The sequence below is a fragment of the Brevundimonas sp. AVps7 genome (genome assembly GCF_058681545.1).
The window spans coordinates 3098946-3119086 of record NZ_CM178742.1; the positions used below are offsets into that span (position 1 = coordinate 3098946).

General features: G+C 68.3%; 19 protein-coding genes. 10 read left to right on the top strand and 9 right to left on the bottom strand.

Going from position 1 to position 20141, the window contains the following annotated elements; genetic code table 11:
* Positions 1–49: 49 nt before the first annotated feature.
* Positions 50–730 (top strand): ribulose-phosphate 3-epimerase, encoded by a 681-nt coding sequence (rpe, locus tag ACW17Y_RS15445; protein WP_492036557.1) that lies wholly within the window; start codon positions 50–52, stop codon positions 728–730.
* The gene (locus ACW17Y_RS15450; protein WP_492036558.1) at positions 727–2550 is read left to right on the top strand and encodes a heparinase II/III family protein; all 1824 of its coding nucleotides are present in this window, start codon (positions 727–729) and stop codon (positions 2548–2550) included. Before rpe ends, ACW17Y_RS15450 begins: the two co-directional genes overlap by 4 nt.
* A gap of 3 nt (positions 2551–2553) precedes the next feature.
* Here ACW17Y_RS15450 and ACW17Y_RS15455 read toward each other — a convergent pair whose 3' ends face one another.
* The 3 genes from ACW17Y_RS15455 to ftsY all read right to left on the bottom strand — a co-directional run bounded on the left by ACW17Y_RS15455 (position 2554) and on the right by ftsY (position 4952).
* Positions 2554–3165 (bottom strand): MarR family winged helix-turn-helix transcriptional regulator, encoded by a 612-nt coding sequence (locus ACW17Y_RS15455; RefSeq protein ID WP_492036559.1) that lies wholly within the window; start codon positions 3163–3165, stop codon positions 2554–2556.
* Between the two features lie 143 nt (positions 3166–3308).
* Positions 3309–3995: an inner membrane-spanning protein YciB gene (locus ACW17Y_RS15460; RefSeq protein WP_492036560.1), complete on the bottom strand. Its 687-nt coding sequence runs from the start codon at positions 3993–3995 to the stop codon at positions 3309–3311.
* 3 nt (positions 3996–3998) lie between these two features.
* Positions 3999–4952 (bottom strand): signal recognition particle-docking protein FtsY, encoded by a 954-nt coding sequence (ftsY, locus tag ACW17Y_RS15465; RefSeq protein WP_492036561.1) that lies wholly within the window; start codon positions 4950–4952, stop codon positions 3999–4001.
* Between the two features lie 265 nt (positions 4953–5217).
* On the opposite strand from ftsY, the gene ACW17Y_RS15470 reads away from it, so the two are divergent.
* A complete protein-coding gene (locus ACW17Y_RS15470) occupies positions 5218–7272 on the top strand; it encodes an NAD(+) synthase (RefSeq protein WP_492036562.1) in 2055 nt (684 codons plus the stop codon).
* A gap of 207 nt (positions 7273–7479) precedes the next feature.
* On the top strand, positions 7480–7704 hold the full coding sequence (locus tag ACW17Y_RS15475; RefSeq protein WP_298158631.1) for an alkylphosphonate utilization protein: 225 nt from the start codon (positions 7480–7482) through the stop codon (positions 7702–7704).
* On the opposite strand, the gene ACW17Y_RS15480 is transcribed toward ACW17Y_RS15475, so the two are convergent.
* Both ACW17Y_RS15480 and ACW17Y_RS15485 read right to left on the bottom strand, forming a co-directional pair.
* Entirely contained in the window at positions 7701–8582 is an 882-nt protein-coding gene (locus tag ACW17Y_RS15480) for an alpha/beta fold hydrolase (RefSeq protein ID WP_492036563.1), read from the bottom strand. The two genes, ACW17Y_RS15475 and ACW17Y_RS15480, sit on opposite strands and share 4 nt — an antisense overlap.
* A gap of 83 nt (positions 8583–8665) precedes the next feature.
* The gene (locus tag ACW17Y_RS15485; RefSeq protein WP_492036564.1) at positions 8666–9187 is read right to left on the bottom strand and encodes a D-glycero-alpha-D-manno-heptose-1,7-bisphosphate 7-phosphatase; all 522 of its coding nucleotides are present in this window, start codon (positions 9185–9187) and stop codon (positions 8666–8668) included.
* 175 nt (positions 9188–9362) lie between these two features.
* On the opposite strand from ACW17Y_RS15485, the gene ACW17Y_RS15490 reads away from it, so the two are divergent.
* From ACW17Y_RS15490 to ACW17Y_RS15505, 4 genes are all read left to right on the top strand, one after another.
* Entirely contained in the window at positions 9363–10523 is a 1161-nt protein-coding gene (locus ACW17Y_RS15490; RefSeq protein ID WP_492036565.1) for a DegT/DnrJ/EryC1/StrS family aminotransferase, read from the top strand.
* A gap of 4 nt (positions 10524–10527) precedes the next feature.
* Positions 10528–11466 (top strand): Gfo/Idh/MocA family protein, encoded by a 939-nt coding sequence (locus ACW17Y_RS15495; protein ID WP_492036566.1) that lies wholly within the window; start codon positions 10528–10530, stop codon positions 11464–11466.
* Positions 11463–12047, top strand: a complete 585-nt coding sequence (locus ACW17Y_RS15500) for a GNAT family N-acetyltransferase (RefSeq protein WP_492036567.1) — start codon at positions 11463–11465, stop codon at positions 12045–12047. The genes ACW17Y_RS15495 and ACW17Y_RS15500 overlap by 4 nt, the downstream gene beginning before the upstream one ends.
* A gap of 99 nt (positions 12048–12146) precedes the next feature.
* The gene (locus ACW17Y_RS15505) at positions 12147–13541 is read left to right on the top strand and encodes an NAD-dependent succinate-semialdehyde dehydrogenase (RefSeq protein ID WP_492036568.1); all 1395 of its coding nucleotides are present in this window, start codon (positions 12147–12149) and stop codon (positions 13539–13541) included.
* On the opposite strand, the gene ACW17Y_RS15510 is transcribed toward ACW17Y_RS15505, so the two are convergent.
* The 3 genes from ACW17Y_RS15510 to ACW17Y_RS15520 are packed head-to-tail and all read right to left on the bottom strand — an operon-like array spanning position 13538 to position 16681.
* Positions 13538–15193 carry an MHYT domain-containing protein gene (locus ACW17Y_RS15510; RefSeq protein WP_492036569.1) on the bottom strand — a complete coding sequence of 552 codons (1656 nt, stop codon included), beginning with the start codon at positions 15191–15193 and terminating at the stop codon, positions 13538–13540. The genes ACW17Y_RS15505 and ACW17Y_RS15510 overlap by 4 nt on opposite strands.
* A gap of 16 nt (positions 15194–15209) precedes the next feature.
* Complete coding sequence (locus tag ACW17Y_RS15515) at positions 15210–15665, bottom strand: MaoC family dehydratase (protein WP_492036570.1); 456 nt, start codon at positions 15663–15665, stop codon at positions 15210–15212.
* Positions 15662–16681, bottom strand: coding sequence for a threonine ammonia-lyase (locus tag ACW17Y_RS15520; protein ID WP_492036571.1), 1020 nt, complete (start codon positions 16679–16681; stop codon positions 15662–15664). Before ACW17Y_RS15520 ends, ACW17Y_RS15515 begins: the two co-directional genes overlap by 4 nt.
* A gap of 61 nt (positions 16682–16742) precedes the next feature.
* Here ACW17Y_RS15520 and glpK point away from each other — a divergent pair, with 61 nt between their 5' ends.
* Positions 16743–18236 carry a glycerol kinase GlpK gene (gene glpK, locus ACW17Y_RS15525; RefSeq protein ID WP_492036572.1) on the top strand — a complete coding sequence of 498 codons (1494 nt, stop codon included), beginning with the start codon at positions 16743–16745 and terminating at the stop codon, positions 18234–18236.
* Positions 18233–19309, top strand: coding sequence for a phosphotransferase family protein (locus tag ACW17Y_RS15530; RefSeq protein WP_492036573.1), 1077 nt, complete (start codon positions 18233–18235; stop codon positions 19307–19309). Before glpK ends, ACW17Y_RS15530 begins: the two co-directional genes overlap by 4 nt.
* 43 nt (positions 19310–19352) lie before the next feature.
* Here ACW17Y_RS15530 and ACW17Y_RS15535 read toward each other — a convergent pair whose 3' ends face one another.
* Positions 19353–20042, bottom strand: a complete 690-nt coding sequence (locus ACW17Y_RS15535) for a hypothetical protein (protein WP_492036574.1) — start codon at positions 20040–20042, stop codon at positions 19353–19355.
* Between the last annotated feature and the right edge of the window lie 99 nt (positions 20043–20141).

The window sequence follows — 20141 nt, forward strand, 5'->3', positions numbered from 1 at the left end:
TCAGGCGCTACGCCTTGCCCGTGACGTCATCCCGCCTTATCCCCGGATCATGCCCAAGACGCCCCTGATCTGCCCGTCCATCCTGGCCTCGGACTTCGCCAAATTGGGCGAGGAGGTCAGGGCGCTGGAGGCCGCCGGCGCGGACTGGATCCATGTCGATGTCATGGACGGCCATTTTGTGCCCAACATCACCCTCGGGCCGGACGTGGTGAAGGCGTTGAGGCCGCATACGACCCTGCCGTTTGACGTGCATTTGATGGTCGCGCCGGTCGATCTGTGGCTGGAGGCCTATCGCGAGGCGGGCGCCGACTATCTGACCGTCCATCCCGAGAGCGGGCCGCATCTGCACCGGACCCTGGGGCGCATCCGCCAGCTTGGCGCAAAGGCGGGGGTCGTGCTGAACCCCGGCACGCCCCTGTCCATTCTGGAAGAGGTGGTCGATCTGGTCGACCTGGTCCTGCTGATGTCGGTCAATCCGGGCTTCGGCGGGCAGTCGTTCATTCCCTCGACCCTGAAGAAGATCGAGCGAACCCGGGCGATGCTGGATGCCGCCGGATCGAAGGCGCACCTGCAGATCGACGGGGGTGTGACCGCTCTGAACGCGGGCGCCTGCGTCGCCGCCGGGGCCGATGCGCTCGTGGCCGGGACCGCCGTCTTCAAGGGCGGGCCAGGCGCCTATGCGGCCAATATCGCCGCCATCAAGGCCGCCCCCCACGCTGGGCAAGCATGAACCCGATCGGGCCCTTCGCCGACCGCAATCCCTCCACGCCGAACGTCGGCGAGGGCGGCGCCATTCCGGGATTGCGCGGGTCGCCTGTCCGAACGCCCGTGCGCTCCAGCGGCGTCGTCACGGGCCCTGCCCTGTGGCCAGCCGTCGCCGGACGGATGCTGACCCGCCAGATGTGGATCGAGCTCTATGGCCTGCCCGGCTATACGATGACGCTGGGGCTGAGCAAGGCGACGGCCTTCGCCGCCACGCCGCGCGATTTCCGCCCCGCCGACATCAATCTGGGCAAGGCGGTTCTGGGCGGACGCTTCCCCCTGGCCGGTTCGAATCTGGAGGCCGAGGCGCCGGCCGATCCGTGGAACCGGCCGAGCCCGTCGAAGGCCTTCGCCGTCGACCTGCATGCCTTCGCCTGGCTGCCCGGCCTGATGCTGCAGGGCGAGCGGGGCGCGCGCGAGGCGCTGCGGCTGACCCTGGCCTGGGCCGACACCTTCTCGCGCTGGTCGCCCTTCGCCTGGGAGCCCCGGATCCTGGGGCGGCGGGTCTACAACCTGGCCTGCGCTGCGAAAAAGATGGGCGCAGTGGCGTCGGAGGCCGACCGGCTGAGACTGGCCGACACCCTTGGGCGTCAGGCGCGCCAGCTGTTGCGGCCGCCGGGCGGACTGGCCGGCAAGGCCGAGCGGCTGGTCGCGGCGGCCGTGGCCGGCTGCGTGCTGGCGGGGCCAGCGGGCGCTGGCCTGAGACGCGCGGCGCTGCGCCGGTTGCCGGGGGCGCTGAGGGTCACGGTCGGGGGCGACGGGGGCCATTCCTCGCGTGCGCCGGAAGCCGGGATGGAGCTGTTGCTCGACCTGCTGACCCTGGACGACGCCCTTGCACAGTTGTCGGAGGCGCCGCCCGAGGCGATGGGCGGGGTCATCATTCGTCTGACCACTGCGCTGCGGCTGCAGGTATTGCCCGACGGGCGACTGGCGGGCTTCCAGGGCGGGGGGCCATCAAGCGTCGCCCGTGTCGCGGCCGCGCGGGCGCATGACGAACATGCCGAGGCGACGGCCGGAGCCGTGGGCACGGTCGGGGGGCTGAGCCGCATCCGCTCGCCCTTGCTGACCATCATGACCGACGCCGGATCGCCGGGGAAAGGCGCATGGTCCGAGGCGGCCTGCGCCCAGCCGCTGGCGCTCGAGATCGTCTGCGGCAAGGACCGGATCGTCACCGGCTGCGGCTGGACGCCCCGCGCCGCCGATCGTCAGGGCCTGAGACTGACGCCCGGCCATTCGACCCTGACCCTGGGCGAGCAGTCGTTCGCCGAGCCTCTGGGCGGGTGGAAGGGCGATCTTCTGGGCGCGCGCCTGTACGGGCGGCCCTATCATGTGACGTCGGAGCGCCGGGACGGGGACGGGGCGGTGTGGCTGGAGGTCGAGCACGACGCCTGGGCCCAGCCGTTCGGCCTGATGCACCAGCGCCGGCTCTATCTGGACCAGCGTCTGGACGAGCTGCGGGCCGAGGAGCGGCTGCATCCCGCCGCCGGGCCCCGCGACGTGGTCCGCGTCATCGCCGCCCCCTATGCGGTCCGCTTCCATCTGGAGCCGGGGGTGCAGGTGTCGCTGGCGCGCGATCGCCGCTCGATCCTGCTGCGCGGACATTCCGGTCGGGGCTGGTGGTTCAGAACCGATGGTCCGGACGTGGCGATCGAACCGTCCGTGCATGTCGACGAGGGGCTGACGCGGCGGTCATTGCAGGTCGTGGTCCGCGGCTCGGCGCGGACCGACGCCGAGACCAAAATCCGCTGGAAGCTGAGTCCGGCAGGCGCGGCGGGCGACCCGAGCTGAAGCCTATTCGGCGACCGGTTCGACGGCCTTGGCCTTCTTGACCTTGGGAGGCTTGGGAGCCTTCTTTGGCCTGGCGGCTTTCTCCGCCGCCTTCTCGGCCTTGCGGGCCTCCTTGGCGGCCTTCTTCAGGGCCTTGGCCTCGGCCTTTTCAACATCCGGAGCGGCGTCGGCGGCGGCGGCTATCTCGGCCAGCATGTCGAGGAAGCCGTCGCGCTTGGCCTTGGGCAACAGGCCCATGATCCGCTTGTCGGCGGCCTCGACGCGGGGACGGGCCTGATCGAGCAGGGCCTGACCCTCCGCCGACAGGCGCACGGCCTTGGCGCGGGCGTCCAGCGTCGAACGTTCGCGCGACAGCAGGCCCTTTGTGGTCATGCGGGCGACGAGGTCGGCCAGGGTCGAACGGTCGATGCCCGTGGCGCGGACGAGTTCGGTCTGGGTCAGACCTTCCTTGACCGAGACGGCCTCCATCACCGCGAACTGTCGCTGGGTCGGGCCGCCGTCGCCGGCTTCTTCCGAATATATGTCGAGCGCCAGCTGGAGGGCGCGGTGCATCAGATGGCTGGGCGATTCGGCGAGCGTGCCGGCGCGCCGCGCCTGTTTGCCGGACTTGACCATACGCTATCCCCATTCCGGAGGGCGGCTGATTCACGACGTCGCGATCGCGCCGCGATCCGCTCAACCGATCAGCCTCCGTGCCGTATGCGGAGGGTTATCAGCGAGGCTTTACGGTTTAACGACAGTCGTGCGTCGGGCGACCCTTACGGCGCCGTGTCGGGGCGGGCCGGCGCCGAAGCGTCGACGGGTTCGCCGGAGATCAGGTTCTTCATGATCAGCGGCACCTGCGACAGGCCGAAGACGGACGAGGCGATCCACAGGACGCCGCGGAAGCTGACCCAGACGTCGGCAGGATCGACGTCGTCATATCCCATCCGGGTCGCGGCCCAGCCGACGAGGGCTTCGGACCGGACCAGTTCATTGACCACGGCGACGGCCGCGAAATAGAGGCCGTAGCGGAAGGTCAGGGTGCGCCAGGCGGCGTCGTTGACCGGGATGACCGTGCCCAGCAGCGCCTTGAGCGGCTGCTTGCCGAGATACAGACCGCCCAGCAGCGCCACGGCGAGCGAGGCGTTGAGCACCGTCACCTTCAGCTTCACGAACAGGTCGTCGTTGAAGACGAGGGTCAGGACGCCGAAGACGAGGGCGAAACCGCCGACCAGCAGAGGCATCAGGGCCAGCCGCTTCTCGACCATAAGACCTGTGACCACGGCGACGACCGAGCCGGCCACCAGACCCCAGGTCGCGTGGACCAGGGCCTCATCGCCCGGCAGACCGCGCGCGCGGAAAAAGATGAAGGTGGCGGCGAAGGCTGCCAGAGCGCCGAAATCGACGACCTGACGGATCCAGGTCGGCGGCTTGTGCGACGGGGTCTCGGGCGTGTCGGTCATGGTCTAGTCCTCGAGGCCGACAAGCGAGCGGGAGAAGGCGCGGGCGTCGAAGGGTTGCAGGTCGTCGATCCCCTCGCCCACCCCGATCAGCTTGATGGGGGCGTCCGACGCCTGGGCCACGGGGACCAGGACGCCGCCGCGCGCCGTGCCGTCCAGCTTGGTCATAACCAGGCCGGTGACGAAGGCGGTGCGGCCGAAAATCTGTTCCTGGGCCAGGGCGTTGCGGCCGACGGTGGCGTCCAGCACCAGCAGGGTCTCATGCGGGGCGTCCGGATCGGTCTTCCTGAGCACGCGGACGATCTTGAGCAGTTCGTCCATGAGGGCGGACTTGTTCTGGAGCCGGCCGGCGGTGTCGATCAGGACGACGTCGTAGTCCTCGGCCTTCGCCCTGGCGTAGGCGTCGAAGACGAGGCCGGCGGCGTCGGCGCCGTCGCGACGGCTTTCGAAATGGGCCCCGGCGCGGTCGGCCCAGACCTTGAGCTGTTCGCGGGCGGCGGCGCGGAAGGTGTCGCCGGCGACGATCATCACCTTGGCGCCCTTGCCGGTCAGGTCGGCGGCGATCTTGCCGAGGGTGGTGGTCTTGCCCGAGCCGTTCACGCCGACGAACAGGACGACGAACGGCTTGATCCCGCCGCCGACGCCGTCGGGGCCGAGCGGGTCGAAGGTCGCCTGACGCGGCAGGAGTTCGGCGGCGACGGCCTCGGCCAGGGCTTCCTTGACCTCGCGCTCGGAGGAAGAGCCGCCGAAGCGCAGGTCGCGGAAGCGGGCGACAATGCGATCGGTGGCGGCGGGGCCGAGATCGCTCTCCAGCAGATGCTCCTCGAGGCCCTCGAGGGCGGCCTCCGACAGAGGCTCCTTCACGAAGGCGGAGACGACCTGTTCGGTCATCTGCTGGCTGGAGCGGGCCAGTCCCTGGCTGAGGCGCTGGAACCAGCCCTTCTTGGGCGTATCGGTCATGGGAGGGCTTTAGCGGGGGAGTGAAGCCGCGTCACGTGTCCACGTTCCTTCTCCCCTTGCGGGAGAAGGTGGCCGAGCGCAGCGAGGTCGGATGAGAGGTCACGCTGACATCGAAGTCAGCTTTGCCAGCCCTCACTCCAGCTGACGGTGAAACCCCTCATCCGTCAGCCTTCGGCTGCCACCTTCTCCCGCAAGGGGAGAAGGGAGTAGTTTGGGGCTCCGGGCCTTTGGCTCTATATGAGCATAACAGATCGAGGACCGCGCCTTGGCCAAGACCCACGCCTTTCATTCCCCGCGCACCCACGGCTTCGTCCGGGTCGCGGCGGCAACGCCGGTGGTGCACATCGCCGATCCGAAGGCGAATGCCGAGGAGCATCTGGCGCTGATCCGTCAGGCGGGCGAACAGGGAGTGGATCTTGTCGTCTTCCCGGAGCTGTCGATCAGCGGCTACGCCATCGACGATTTGCATATGCAGGCGGCCCTGCTGGATGAGGTGGAGCGGCAGGTCGGCGTGTTGGCCGAGCAGACAAAGGACACCGGCGTCGTAGCCGTCGTAGGAGCCCCGCTGCGTCGGGGCGACAGACTATACAACTGTGCAGTCGTGCTTTGCTGCGGAAACATTCAGGGCGTGGTGCCCAAGACCTATCTGCCGAACTATCGCGAATACTACGAGAAGCGGTGGTTCGCTGCCGCACCAGAAAACGAACCGCTCGACTTCAGCATCCTGATTGATGACACCCGTCACAGCTTCGGCGCAAACCAGATATTCGTCGCCGAGTATCGGCCGAATTTCAGTTTCGGGGTCGAGATCTGTGAGGATTTTTGGTCGCCAATGCCGCCGTCAACACGTCAGGCTTTGGCGGGGGCCCACATCCTGCTGAACCTCTCGGCTTCCAACATACTAATCGGCAAATCGGACGAGCGAGCCATGCTTTGCGCCAGCCAGTCGGCGAGGGCGATGGCAGCCTACGTATTCTCCGCCTCGGGCTGGGGCGAAAGCACCACCGATCTGGCCTGGGATGGTCAAGCGACAATCTATGAGCTGGGCGCGAAGCTGGCCGAGGGGCCTCGTTTCTCGATGGAGGCCCACCTTACCGTAGCCGACATCGATGTGGACAGGATTTGCGCTGAACGTCTCCGAACAGGAACTTTCGCTGATACTGCGCGACGCGAGCTCAAGTCCGGCGACGTCAACACGGTCGCGCTCTGGACCGGCAATTCTGCAGTAATCAGCCCCCTGATCCGCCCCCTCGACCGCTTCCCCTTCGTGCCGGACGATCCCAGGCGACTCGATCAGGACTGCTACGAGGCCTTCAACATCCAGGTCCAGGGGCTGATGCGGCGGATGACGGCGACGGGCGCCGAGAAGCTCTGCATCGGCGTGTCCGGCGGGCTGGATTCGACCCAGGCCTTGCTGGTCGCCTGCCGGGCGTTCGACACGCTGAAACTGCCGAGGACGCATATTCTCGCCTACACCATGCCGGGGTTCGCGACCTCGGACGGAACGAAGTCGAACGCCTGGGCCCTGATGATGGCGCTGGGCGTCACGGGCGAGGAGATCGACATCCGGCCGGCGGCCGAGCGGATGCTGGCCGACATCAAACATCCTTATGCGGACGGCGAGCCCGTCCACGACATCACCTTCGAGAATGTGCAGGCGGGTCTGAGGACCGACTATCTGTTCCGGCTGGCGAACCAGAACAGGGCCTTCGTGCTGGGGACCGGCGACCTGTCGGAACTGGCGCTGGGGTGGGCGACCTATGGCGTCGGCGATCACATGAGCCACTACAACGTCAACGGCGGGGTGGCGAAGACCCTGATCCGGCACCTGATCCGCTGGGTCGCGCAGCGGGACGACATGGCGTCGGCCGCGGGCGTGCTGCAGGCCATTCTGGACACGGAGATTTCGCCTGAGCTCGTGCCGGCGGGGTCGGACGGAAAGATCCAGTCGACGGAGGGGACCGTCGGTCCCTATGCGCTGAACGACTTCTTCCTGTTCCACATCACCCGCTTCGGCATGAGCCCGTCGAAGGTCGCATGGCTGTGTCATCAGGCCTGGGGCGATGCGGCACGCGGCGAATGGCCGGCGCATCATCCGCAAGGCGACCGGGTCGCCTATGATCTGGCGACGATCAAGTTCTGGCTGCGGAAATTCCTCGTGCGGTTCTTCCAGACGAGCCAGTTCAAGCGGTCGGCCCTGCCGAACGGGCCCAAGGTGGTGACCGGCGGATCGCTGTCGCCACGCGGCGACTGGCGGGCGCCGTCCGACGGGAATGCGCGGGTCTGGCTGGATGAGTTGGACGCGAACGTGCCGGACTAAGCCTTCCCATCTTTCGTCATCCTCCGGCGCCAAGCGACCGGGGGACCCAGCGGCGCCGTAGGCGATCTGTCCCGGGTACGACGTATCCGCAGGCGGGGTCCGCGCCAGGTTCGCGCTCGCGCGCGCCGCTGCGTCCCCCGGTCTGCGCCGCGAAGACGCGGCTTGCCGGAGGATGACGAAAGAAGAAGGGTGCGCTACTCCCCGCCCATGACCGACGCCCCCACCAAAGATTCCAACGGCAACATCCTGTCGGACGGCGACAGCGTGACCCTGATCAAGGACCTGAAGGTCAAGGGATCGGGCGGGGTGACGCTGAAGCGCGGGACCCTGGTCAAGAACATCCGCCTGACCGACGACACCGACGAGATCGAGGCCAATGTCGACAAGGTGCGCGGCCTTGTGCTGCGGACGGAGTTCGTGCGGAAGGCCTAGGGAACGTCCCTCAGGAATTCGAAGATCGCGGCTTTCGACTCCGGCTCGTCCAGCATGGGGGCGTGGCCGATGTCGGGGATCTCGGCGTAACGCATGTCTGGCGCGGCCTTCTGCATCTTCGCGGCGATGTCTGCGCCCAGAAGGTCGGAGGTCCCGCCCCGGATCAGCAGGGTCGGGCGCTTCTTCGCCAGTCGCCGGAAATACGGCCACAGGTTGGGAACCAGCGCCTTGGCGCCGGCGGCGCGGATCGGCACGGCGATGTCGGGGTCGTAGTCGAGGACGGGCGAACCCTCCGTGCCGTCGCGGAAGACCCGCCGGGCGAAGGCGTCCCAGTCGGCGTCCGTATAGTGCGGCAGGGCGACTTCATTGATCCGCTTCGCATAGGCGGCGGCGGCGGCCCAGGTCGGGGTGTCGACGGGCTGGCCCGAATAGGCGGCGATGCGGGCGAGGCCCTCGGGCGAGACCTGGGGGCCGATGTCGTTGAGGATGGCGGCGGCCACGACGCGGCTCTTCAGCGCCGTGATCGCCATGGTGATCAGCCCGCCCATGGAGGTGCCCAGGAAGACGGCGCGCTCGATTCCGGCGGCTTCCAGCAGGCCCAGCACGTCTTTCGCGTAGATCGGCGGCTGATAGGTCATGGGGTCGGTCGCCCGGTCCGACTGGCCGCGCCCGCGCACGTCGAGCGCCAGGACGCGCCGGCCGCCGCGCGCGATCAGGGGGGCGATGGCGTCGAAGTCGGCGGAGTTTCGCGTCAGGCCGTGGATGGCGATGACCGGCAGCTTCGCGGCGCCGTCCGCACCCGGATAGTCCCGCGCGAACAGGCTGAGTCCGTCGTGCGACGTCCAGCGACGCTCGGAATACAGAGGCTGTTCAGCCATGTCGGCGCACTCCCAAACCAGAACGCCCCCGCGTCGATCGGGAGACTATTTCATCGCCCGGTGAACAGGCCAGCGAATTGCGATCAGCCGCCCAGAAGGTCGCGGACGAAATGATCAAGGTCGCCGCCCTCGAACAGGAAGCCGGGCATGCCGGCGCGGCGCGCGGCCTCCAGATCGCTCTGCCGGTCGCCGATCAGGAAGGAACGGGCCGGGTCGATGCCGTGGTCGGCGATGGCCCGCAGGATCATGCCGGGGTTGGGTTTGCGGTCCGGATGATCCGCGTGGAACCACCTGGGATCCTCGGCCTCGTTGTGGAAGGGGCAGGCGTAGACGGCGGCGATGCGTGCGCCCTTCGCCATCAGCCGGCGGACGAGGAGAACGTTGAACGCTTCCATCTGTTCGAAGGAGAACAGGCCCCGCGCCACGCCCGACTGGTTGGTGACGATGATCACCAGATAGCCGAGGCTGTTCAGACGACGGACGGCCTCGGCCGCGCCGGGGATCAGGACCAGATGCTCCTCCAGATGCGGATAGCCGCTGTCGGGGATCAGGACGCCGTCGCGGTCGAGGAAGACGGCTGGGTGGGTCGTCGGGGCGGTGTTCAAGTCGGTCGGCTCCCGCTTCGCAGGGACACTGGATAGGAGCCTCCGTTGCAAGGCGCAACGCGAAGTGACCCCCTTGTGTTTGGCGTTGCGGCGCTCGGCGGGTTAGACGGCGGCCACCTTCGAAGGCCGCCCCCTGATCCGGGGCCGGGCCACCCTGTTTCGAGAGAGGTTCCCCATGAGCATCGCCTTCATCGACCTGCAGGCCCAGCGCCGACGTCTGGGCGGCAAGATCGAGGCCGCCATGATGGCCGCCGTCGAGAGCGGGGCCTATGTCATGGGCCCCCCGGTCCGCGAGTTCGAGACGGCGCTGGCGGCGTTCGGCGGCGCGAAACATGCGCTGGGCTGCGGCAATGGCACCGACGCCCTGGTCCTGCCGCTGAAGGCCTGGGGCGTCGGTCCGGGCGACGCGGTCTTCGTGCCGAGCTTCACCTTCTGCGCCACCGCCGAGATCGTGCCGTGGACGGGGGCGACGCCGGTCTTCGTCGACATCGACGCCGGCACCTACAATATCGACCCCGGCCATCTGGAGGCGTCCATCGAGGCCACGATCGCCGAAGGAAAGCTGACGCCCAGGGTGGTCATCGCCGTCGACCTGTTCGGCCAGCCCGCCGACTATCCGGCGATCAAGGCGATCTGCGACAAGCACGGGCTGAAGCTGATCTCGGATTCGGCCCAGGGGTTCGGCTGCACCATCAACGGCGAGCATCCGCTGAAGTGGGCCGATGCGACGACGACCAGCTTCTTCCCGGCCAAGCCGCTGGGTTGCTACGGCGACGGCGGAGCGGTGCTGACCAATGACGACGCCCTGGCCGAGCTGATCGACAGCTTCCGGGTGCACGGCAAGGCCGTCAGCCAGGATCTGGTCGGCCGGACCTTCGAGCACGAGACCAAATATCTGAACATGCGGGTCGGGATGAACTCGCGTCTGGACACGGTCCAGGCCGCGGTCCTGATCGAGAAGCTGAAGGTCTTCGGCGAGGAGATCGAATGGCGGAACCGCATTGCGGCTCGTTACAACGCGCTGCTGGCGCCGCACGTCGCCTCGGTTCCACAGACGCCGACGGGCAATGTCTCGAACTGGGCCCAGTATACGATCGAACATCCGGACCGGGACGGTCTGGCCGCCCATTTGCGGGAGCAGGGCGTGCCGTCGGCGGTCTATTACCCGATCCCGCTGCACCTGCAGCCCGCCTATGACATGCACCCGCGCGGGCCGCAGGGTCTGCCGGTCACCGAGGCCAAGATGAAGGTGGTCATCAGCCTGCCGATGCACTCCGATCTGGACGAGGCGACCCAGGACCGGATCGTCGCCGCCGTCGCCAGTTACAAGGTCTAGAACCATGAACCCGACCCATCTGCACGCGCCGATCCGTACCGGCGTCGCCGGCGCCGGCGTCATGGGGCGCAACCACGCCCGCGTCCTGTCCGAGATGCGCGAGATCGACCTGGCCCTGGTCTTCGATCCCGACGCCGTGGTGGCCGAGGGCGTCGCCGCCGCCTACGGGGCCCAGCCGGTCACCACCGCCGCCGAGTTCGTCTCGGGCGGGCTGGAAGCCGCGGTCATCGCCACGCCGAACCGCCACCACGCCGACCTGGGCGTCGCCCTGCTGGAAGCCGGCGTCCATGTGCTGGTCGAAAAGCCGATCGCAGCGACCGTCGCCGACGCCCAGCGGATGATCGACGCGGCGAAAGCCAACGACCGGGTCCTGATGGTCGGTCAGGTCGAGCGGTTCAACCCGGCGGTGGAGGCGGTCAAACGCGCCATCGAGGGCGAGGACGTCATCTCCATCCAGATCACCCGCGTCGGCCCCTTCCCGCCGCGCATGGGCGAGGTGGGCGTGGTCATCGATCTGGCCGTGCACGACATCGACATCATCCGTCACCTGACGGGCTCGGAGATCGCCGAGGTGCAGCCGCAGCTGGCCCGCACCCGCGCCGACCGCGAGGACACGGCCCTGCTTCAGTTCCGGCTGGAGAACGGGGTCATCGCCCACATCACCACCAACTGGGTCACCCCCTACAAGACCCGCACGCTTCAGGTCGCGACGAGTGCGAAATTCGTCGTCGCCGACCTGATGACCCGCCAGGTCACCGAATATTTCGGCCAGCAGCCGGACGGCTCCTATTCCACGCGCGGCGTCATGAGCTGGCCGAACGAGCCGCTGAAGAAGGAGCTGGAAGCCTTCGCCCACGCCATCCGCACCGGCGAGACGCCCGCGGTGACCGGCGAGGACGGCCTGCGGAACCTCGAGGTCGCCCTGAGGTGCCTCGGGGAATGAAGCTGACGTCAGCGGTTCTGGAGAACGACTTCGTCCGGCTGGAGCCGTTCGAGGCGCATCACAAGGAACCGCTCAGGCTGGCCTGCAACGACGATCCGGAGCTCTGGCCCAACTTCTACTACACTTCGCTGGGCGGCGACCGGTTCGACAGCGGCTGGTCGGCGATGCGGGACCAGCAGGCGGCCGGGACGCGGATTCCGTTCGTCGTGGTGCGCGGGGGCGAGGTCGTGGGCCTGTCGACCTTCATCAACATCGACCCGGCCAATCGGGCGGTCGAGATCGGCACCACCTACTACCGGCCGTCGTCGCGTGGCGGCGTGGTGAACCCTGCGGCCAAGCGGCTATTGCTCGACCACGCCTTCGCCTGCGGGGCGGCTCGCGTCTCCTTCCAGGTCGACCAGATCAACCAGCGCAGCCAGGCGGCGATGGCGAAACTGGGCGCCGTGCGCGAAGGCGTCATGCGCAACGACAAGATCACCTGGACCGGTCGGGTGCGGAGCTCGGTGATCTTCTCGGTCCTGGCCGGAGAGTGGCCGGGCGTGAGGGCGGGGCTGGACGCGAGACTGTCGGCTTTCGGCTGAGGGTCCTGGCGGCTTCGTGATCGATGCTGTTGCGGATGGGATGAACCCTGTCGGCCGGGCGACGTTGGGCTGTCTCCGCGAGACAGAAAGCCCCTCCCCATGGCCTACAGAACCCTGAACCCCCTCACCGAAGAGCGGATCAAGGACTATACCGAGCACACCGACGCGCAGGTTGAGGCGGCGCTGGCCACGGCGGACGCATTGTTCCGCTCGGACTGGTCGCGCGGAGACATCGCACCCCGGTTGAAGGTGCTGTCGCGGATGTCGGAACTGCTGACGGAACGGTCCGGCGAACTGGCCGAGGCCATGGCGATCGAGATGGGCAAGCTGGTCGAACAGGGCGCCGGGGAGATCGAGCTGTGTGCGGGGATCGCAGCCTATTACGCCGCCAACGCCGAGGAACTCCTCAGGCCGGAGAAGATCGACAGCACTCTCGGCGAGGCCTGGGTGCAGCATCAGCCGATCGGGGTGCTTCTGGCCGTCGAGCCGTGGAATTTCCCGATCTATCAACTGATCCGCGTCATCGCCCCGGCCATCGCGGTCGGCAATCCGGTGATGTTCAAACACGCCGGCATCGTGCCCCGCTGCGCCGAACTGTTCGAACAGCTGGTGCGCGATGCGGGCGCGCCGGAGGGGGCGGTGACCAATCTCTATGTCTCGTCCGACAAGGTGGCCGAACTGATCGGGGACGACCGGATCCAGGGCGTGGCCCTTACAGGGTCGGAGGAGGCCGGCAGCAAGGTGGCGTCGCGGGCGTCGGAAAAGCTGAAGAAATCCACGCTGGAACTGGGCGGGGCCGACGTCTTCGTCGTGCTGGACGACGCCGACATCCAGGCGGCGGCCGAGGTCGGAACCCAGGCGCGGCTGGCCAACGCCGGACAGGTCTGCACCGCGGCCAAGCGTTTCATCCTTCATGCGGCGATCGCCGAAGACTTCCTGGCGGCCTTCCATGCCAACATGACGGCGGCTGTGATGGGCGATCCGCTGGACACGAAGACGACCCTGGGTCCGCTGTCGTCGGAGGACGCGCTGAAAGGGCTGACGAAACAGGTGGACGCCGCGGTCGCGGCCGGGGCCAGGGTTGTCGCCGGCGGCAAGCGGCCGGAGCGGACCGGTTTCTTCTTCGAGCCGACCATCCTGACCGACATCGACCGCGACAACCCCGCCTATTTCCAGGAGTTCTTCGGTCCGGTCGCCATGGTGCATGTGGCGAAGGATGACGACGAGATCGTCCGCCTCGCCAACGATTCCCACTATGGGCTGGGCGGTTCGATCTTCGCGGACGACATCGACCGGGCGCGGACCCTGGCGACGCGGATCGAAACGGGAATGGTGTTCATCAACACGGCCACGACCAGCATGCCCGAACTGCCCTTCGGCGGGGTCAAGCGGTCGGGCTACGGCCGCGAACTGGGCGACGTCGGCATCAAGGAGTTCGTGAACCGCAAGCTGGTCGTCGTCTCGTCCGGCGCGGCGGCGCAGACGGTAGGCTAGGCCTGCGGCTGCGGGCGGAAGGTCAGCCGCGCCTTGAAGCCTTCGGGCGCATAGTCGAGCTCGGCCGAGCCGCGGAGATCGCCCTTCAGACTGGTGGCGATCAGGCGGGAGCCGAAGCCGGTGCGGCCGGGCTTCGAGACCACCGGGCCGCCGGTCTCGATCCAGTCGAGCATGGTGCGGCCCTCCGCATCGGGCGCCGACCAGGAGACGGAGACGCAGCCGTCGGGGGTGCTGAGGGCGCCGTGCTTGGCGGCGTTGGTGGCGAGTTCGTGAACGATCATCCCCATGGCCAGGGCCTGCGGCGCATCGACCAGGACGTCGGGACCGGTCAGGCGGAACTGGTCGGGCGCATAGGGGCGGAACTCCTTGGCCAGCAGGTCGCCCAGGGTCGCGCGCTCCCAGCCCGTGGCGGTCAACAGGTTGTGGGTGTCCGACAGGGCCATCAGCCGGGCCTGGAACTGGGCTGTGAATTCCTCCACCGAGGTCGCGCGGCGGGCCGTCAGGGCGGCGATCGACTGGAGGGTCGCCAGGGTGTTCTTCACCCGGTGATTGAGCTCGTTGATCAAGAGCTTCTGGCGCCGCTCGCTGGTCTCCAGCGCCGCGTGGGCGCGGTGGCGGTCGGTGATGTCGGAAACCACTCCGGCCAGTTTCAGCGGACGGCCGGAGCGGGAGCGGACGAGGCTGCCGCGCGATTGCACCCAGCGGTCCGTGCCGGCGATGGGGTATTCCACGTCATAGTCGGCCTCACCCGCGAGGGCGGCTTCCAGAGCGGACCGACGCCGCGCCAGATGCTCGTCGTCCTCCATCCAGACCGGGTTCATCACGTCCCCGTCCGGCCGGTCCTTTGGAAGCGCGATGAGTTCGCGCGCGCGGGGCGACAGGTGGAAGCTTCGGTCCTTGAGGTTGACCTCCCAGTAGCCGACTTCGGCGGCGGCGAGGACCGAGACCAGCCGCGAGCGCTCGTCGGCCATGGAGGCGGCCAAGGCCATGAACAGGATGACGGCGGTGACAGCGGCGATGCTGACTGCGATGGCGAGCGGCGGGGCGCCGTCCTCGGCGAGCACGCTGGCGACCGGGGCGAGGTCGAGCGCCGCCATGCCGGTGTAGTGCATCCCGACGACCGCGACGCCGAGGATGGCCGCCGCCGCCGCGCGCCAGGGAATGGAGGCCTCTCGCCGCGAGGCCCACAGGGCGGCGATCGAGGCGGCGATGGCGATGAGCACCGAGGCCACGACCAGATCGCCACGCCAGCCGACCGTCGCGGCGGTCCGCATGGCGGCCATGCCGACATAGTGCATCAGTGCGATGGCCAGGCCCATGACCACTCCGGCGACGGGAATGCGGCTCGCGCCCAGCGACCCGCGCGAGGCGGCGAAGAAGGCGCCCGCCGTTCCCGCCACGGCGAGCAGGAAGGACAGCAGCGTCAGACCCGGGTCGTAGCGGACCGGAGCGCCCGGATCGAAACCGAGCATGGCGATGAAATGCATCGACCAGACGCCGCCGCCCATGGAAAGGGCGGCCGCTCCCAGCCAGGGCGCGCGATCCCGACCCTCGCGGCCCTTCAGCCGCTGGAACAGGTCGAGCGCCGTCCAGGCCGCCAGGACCGCGACCGCATAGGCCAGAAGCAGGAAGGTCGCGCCGTGGTGGTGCAAGCCGGTCTCCGTACCGTCAGCCGCCGACCATCTGCATGCTGAGCCATTCGGCGATCAGGGCGGGCTTTTCGGCGCCTTCGATCTCGACGGTCAGTTCGTGCTTGAGCAGCCAGCGGCCGCCGCCCTTGTCCTCGGCGCTGAGCAGTTTGAAGCGGCCGCGGACGTTGGATCCGGCGGGGACAGGCGCGAGGAAGCGCAGTTTGTCGAAGCCGTAGTTGACGCCCATGACGATGCCCTCCAGCGGCTTGACCGCGTCATAGGACATGGCCGAGGCGAGGCTCAGGGTCAGGAAGCCGTGGGCGATGGTTCCGCCGAACGGCGTCTGTTTCGCCGCCACCGGGTCGATGTGGATGAACTGGCGATCCTCTGTGATCTCGGCGAAGGCGTCGATCCGGGCCTGATCCACGAGGATCCATTTCGAGATGCCGATCTCGGTTCCGATCAGGGACTGGAGGTCTGAGGGTTTGGTCATGCGGCGGCTCCCGATTTCTTTGAGGATTGCGTCGCCGGGACGAACCGGCCTTGAATGATGTCGGCGAACAGTCCGGGGTCGATATTGCCTCCGGACAGGATGAGGGCGGTGGTCCGGCCCTGCGTCTCGATCTTCCCGGCCAGAACGGCGGCCAGGGCCGCGGCGCCGCCGGGTTCGACCACAAGCTTCAGGGTGCGGAAGGCGTAGGCGACGGCCTCGGCCGCCTCCAGGTCACTGATCGCGAGAGCGCCCGAGAGGACGCGCTGATTGATCGGGAAGGTCAGGACGCCGGGGATGGGGGTCTGCAGGGCGTCGCAGATCGAGGGCGGTCCCTGGGGGTGGCCCATGCGTTCGCCGGCGGCCAGGGAGCGGGCGGTGTCGTCATAGGCTTCCGGCTCGACGGCCCAGGTCTTCGTCTGCGGACTGCGGGCCTCCATGACCAGATTGATGCCGGCCATCAGGCCGCCGCCGGAGCAGCAGCACAGCAGCTGGTCGATCGGGCCGCCGGCCTGATCCAGCAGCTCCAGCGCCGTCGTGCCCTGGCCCTCGATCACCCAGGGGTCGTCGAACGGGGGAACGAGGACGGAGCCGCGATCCCTGGCCACCTGGGCGCCGATCGCCTCGCGGCTCTCGGTCCAGCGGTCGTAGAGGCGGACCTCGCCGCCGAAGGACTTCACCCCGGCGATCTTGATGGCGGGGCTGTCGGCCGGCATCAAGATGACGGCGCGGGTTCCCATGAGTTTCGCTGCCGCCGCCACGCCCTGGGCATGGTTGCCGGACGAGAAGGCGACGACGCCGGAGGCCAGTTCGTCGGGGTTGAGGCGGCTGATGCGATTGTAGGCGCCCCGGAACTTGAAGGCGCCGGCGACCTGGAAGGTCTCGGCCTTGAGGAGTATGCGGCCGCCCATCCGTTCGTTGAGCGCCGGGCTCTCGATCAGGGGGGTGCGGACCGCCGCCGGGGCGATCTGGCGGGCGGCGTCGAGGACGCCCTCATACGAAGCGGTGCGGTCGGACATGGGAGGCACTTAACCCGATCCCGTTCGTCCGCGTAAGGTGGCGGAAACAATGGAAGCACTCATGACGACCTGCATCCTCGCCATCGACCAGGGCACGACCTCGACCCGCGCCATCGCCTTCGAACTACGCGAAGACAAGGGACTGCATCCGGTGGCGGTCAGCCAGATCGAGCTGGAACAGCATTTTCCTCAGTCGGGCTGGGTCGAGCATGATGCGGCCGAGATCTGGGCCGCGACGCTGCAGACCTGTCGCGAGGTCATCAAGAAGGCCGGCGGCGTCGGACGCTTCGCGGCCATCGGCATCACCAACCAGAGGGAGACCTCGGTGCTGTGGGACGCCGCGACGGGAGAGCCCTTGCATCACGCCATCGTCTGGCAGGACCGGCGCACGGCCGATGTCTCGGCGCGGATGGTCAGGGACGGGCATGAAGCGGAGGTGCAGGCGGCGACCGGCCTGATCCTCGACCCCTATTTCTCTGCGACCAAGTTCGCCTGGCTGCTGGACGCCGTGCCGGGGGCGCGGGAGCGGGCGGCGAAGGGCGAGGTGAAGCTGGGAACCATCGACAGCTGGCTGGTGTGGAAGCTGACGAACGGCGCGAGCCACGTCACCGATGCGACCAACGCCAGCCGCACCTCCTTGATGGACCTGGGGACGCGGGAATGGCGCGACGATCTGTGCGAGCTGTTCAGGGTCCCGAAAGCCGCCCTGCCCCGGATCGTCGGCTGCGCGGAGGTCATGGGCGAGAGCGACGCCAGCCTGTTCGGACGCGCCCTGCCGATCGCGGGCTCCGCGGGAGATCAGCAGGCGGCGCTTGTAGGGCACGGGGCGCTGAAGCCCGGCGACGCCAAGATCACCTATGGCACCGGCGCCTTCCTCGTCGCCAATGTCGGGACCGGGCCGGTGGCCTCGTCGAGCCGGCTTCTGGGCACGCTCGGCTATCAGGTGGGTGAGACCGTTGCCTATGCACTGGAGGGATCGATCTTCTCGGCCGGGTCGGCGATCCAGTGGCTGAGAGACGGGGTCGGGATGATCTCCGACAGCCGCCAGTCCGAGGCAGTGGCGCAGGGGCTGAAGGACAATGGCGGGGTCTATCTGGTTCCCGGTTTCACGGGGCTCGGCGCGCCGTGGTGGGAGCCGGATGCGCGAGGGGCTGTGATCGGGCTGACGCGGGATACGAAGCCCGCCCACTTCGTCCGGGCCGCGCTGGAGGCCCTGGCCTATCAGACGCGCGATCTGCTGGATGCGCTCGCCAGGGACGGCGCGCCCCGGTTCAGCGTGCTGAAGGTCGACGGCGGGGTCACGGCCAACGCCTTCGCCATGCAGTTCGTCGCCGACATCTGCGAGGTCACGGTCGAGCGCCCGGCGTTTCAGGAGATGACGGCGCTGGGCGCGGCGCGGCTGGCTGCGCTGGGGGTCGGGCTGATCGACGATCTGGAGCCGAGGAACGAGGAGGCGCCGGCCGTGTGGAAACCGCACATGAAGGCCGAGCAGCGGGAAGCGCTGCTGGGGGGCTGGCGTCGCGCCGTTCGCGCCGCCATTGTCGCTGCGCAATGACCGATATCGCGACAGATCCCCAGGCCGCCTTTTCCGGAACCCGCGAGGTCGATCCCCGCTACCGGCTCGACGAGGCGGCGCTGGACGCCTGGATGGCCGCCAACGTCGAGGGCTATGCCGGGCCGCTGACTATCCGCCAGTTCAAGGGCGGCCAGTCGAACCCGACCTATGAGCTGACGACGCCGGGCGCGGCCTATGTGCTGCGGAGGAAGCCGCCGGGCGTGCTGCTGCCCTCGGCCCATGCCGTGGACCGGGAGTTCGCGGTGACCTCGGCGCTCTACAAGCAGGGCTATCCGGTCGCGAGGCCCTATGCTCTGTGCACGGACGATGCCGTGATCGGCTCGATGTTCTATGTCATGAACAAGGTCGAGGGCCGGGTCCTGTGGGATCTGAAACTGCCCGGGATGGAGCCGGCCGAGCGCCGCGCCATCTTCGAGGCCCAGACCGATGCGCTCGCCGATCTGCATAAATTCGATCCGGCGGAGATCGGGCTCGCCGACTACGGCAAGCCGGGCAACTATTTCGCGCGTCAGGTCGGGCGGTGGACCAAACAGTATCGGGCTTCCGAGATCGATCCGATCCCGGAAATGGACCGGCTGATCGACTGGCTGCCGCAAGGTCTGCCGCCGGAAGGACCGGCGCGGATCGTCCACGGGGACTTCCGTCTCGACAATCTGATGATGGCGGCGGACGCGCCCGAGGTGCGGGCCGTGCTGGACTGGGAGCTGTCGACGCTGGGCGATCCGATGGCGGACTTTTCCTATCTGCTGATCGGCTGGGTCCTGCCGCCGACGGTGCGCAACGGCCTGGCCGGGCTGGACCTGCCGGCTCTGGGCATTCCGACCGTCGAGGAGACGGTCGAACGCTATGTCGCCCGAAGCGGTCTCAAGGCGCCCGAGAACATCGACTGGCTGATGGCCTACAATCTGTTCCGGCTGGCGGCGATCTGTCAGGGCATCGCCGGACGGGTGCGCGACGGCACGGCGGCGTCGGCCCATGCGATCGAGACGTCGAAACAGGTGGTCCCGCTGGCGAAAGCCGCGTGGAGCTTCGCGGTGAAGGCGGGAGCCTGATCTCTCCTCCCCGTCGCTGCGCGACAGGGAGGAGAACGCTTCCTTAGTTGGTAAGAATCTGCACGCGCGACCAGACCTCGCCGCGGTTGACGATGTCGATGCGGATCGGGCCGGCCGCGGGGCGAGCAACGGTGCAGACCGGATAGTGGTCGCGCGAGCCGTCGGCGCAGATGACGGCGCCGTTCTGGTCCCTCAGCGCGAGGTCGATATTGGTATCGCCGTCGCCGATGGCGGCCACGCGCAGGACCTCGTTGCGCCGCGCCTCAATGGTGAAACTGTAGGTCTCGCGGGCGCGCAGGCGGCGCACCACGACGATCGGGCCGGCCCCGAAAGGCGAGGCGCGAACGCCCTTGTCCGGGGATCGCTCGCGCGAAATCTCGTCCAGAAGGTCGCGGTCCCCACCGGCGAAGGTCTCGGCCTCGTCCAGCAGGGCGCTCGGGGTCAGGAAGGGTTCGTCGCCGTTCTCGCGTCGGGTGCGGATTTCCGACAGCATCCGGGCGGCGACGATCATGGCCCGGGCGTCGCGACGCTCGCGCGCCCAGTCGGCGACCTCGGCGGCGGTGACCATCTGGGTGATGGCGCGGGCCTCGAGATCGGGATCGGGAGCGGGAGGCGCCGACCGGACCTGAGATCCGGCCGGCGCTGCCGTCAAGGCCAGGACCGAGACGGCGATGGCGAGCGCGGCGGCGATGGGGGTCTGTCCCCCGACGACCCGACCCGCGCGCTCAACCATCTTTACTCCCCCAAAGACGCCGCCCCGGAGGACGACGGATCGCCATTAGCGACGATCAAATCTCTGCGGACAGTGACCGAAACTGATAGGGGCGCCAAG

Excerpts from the sequence above, each read along its gene's own strand:
- rpe (WP_492036557.1), top strand. The coding sequence starts at position 50 with ATGCCCAAGACGCCCCTGATCTGCCCGTCCATCCTGGCCTCGGACTTC.
- ACW17Y_RS15450 (WP_492036558.1), top strand. The coding sequence starts at position 727 with ATGAACCCGATCGGGCCCTTCGCCGACCGCAATCCCTCCACGCCGAAC.
- ACW17Y_RS15455 (WP_492036559.1), bottom strand. The coding sequence starts at position 3,165 with ATGGTCAAGTCCGGCAAACAGGCGCGGCGCGCCGGCACGCTCGCCGAA.
- ACW17Y_RS15460 (WP_492036560.1), bottom strand. The coding sequence starts at position 3,995 with ATGACCGACACGCCCGAGACCCCGTCGCACAAGCCGCCGACCTGGATC.
- ftsY (WP_492036561.1), bottom strand. The coding sequence starts at position 4,952 with ATGACCGATACGCCCAAGAAGGGCTGGTTCCAGCGCCTCAGCCAGGGA.
- ACW17Y_RS15475 (WP_298158631.1), top strand. The coding sequence starts at position 7,480 with ATGACCGACGCCCCCACCAAAGATTCCAACGGCAACATCCTGTCGGAC.
- ACW17Y_RS15480 (WP_492036563.1), bottom strand. The coding sequence starts at position 8,582 with ATGGCTGAACAGCCTCTGTATTCCGAGCGTCGCTGGACGTCGCACGAC.
- ACW17Y_RS15490 (WP_492036565.1), top strand. The coding sequence starts at position 9,363 with ATGAGCATCGCCTTCATCGACCTGCAGGCCCAGCGCCGACGTCTGGGC.
- ACW17Y_RS15495 (WP_492036566.1), top strand. The coding sequence starts at position 10,528 with ATGAACCCGACCCATCTGCACGCGCCGATCCGTACCGGCGTCGCCGGC.
- ACW17Y_RS15500 (WP_492036567.1), top strand. The coding sequence starts at position 11,463 with ATGAAGCTGACGTCAGCGGTTCTGGAGAACGACTTCGTCCGGCTGGAG.
- ACW17Y_RS15505 (WP_492036568.1), top strand. The coding sequence starts at position 12,147 with ATGGCCTACAGAACCCTGAACCCCCTCACCGAAGAGCGGATCAAGGAC.
- ACW17Y_RS15515 (WP_492036570.1), bottom strand. The coding sequence starts at position 15,665 with ATGACCAAACCCTCAGACCTCCAGTCCCTGATCGGAACCGAGATCGGC.
- ACW17Y_RS15520 (WP_492036571.1), bottom strand. The coding sequence starts at position 16,681 with ATGTCCGACCGCACCGCTTCGTATGAGGGCGTCCTCGACGCCGCCCGC.
- glpK (WP_492036572.1), top strand. The coding sequence starts at position 16,743 with ATGACGACCTGCATCCTCGCCATCGACCAGGGCACGACCTCGACCCGC.
- ACW17Y_RS15530 (WP_492036573.1), top strand. The coding sequence starts at position 18,233 with ATGACCGATATCGCGACAGATCCCCAGGCCGCCTTTTCCGGAACCCGC.
- ACW17Y_RS15535 (WP_492036574.1), bottom strand. The coding sequence starts at position 20,042 with ATGGTTGAGCGCGCGGGTCGGGTCGTCGGGGGACAGACCCCCATCGCC.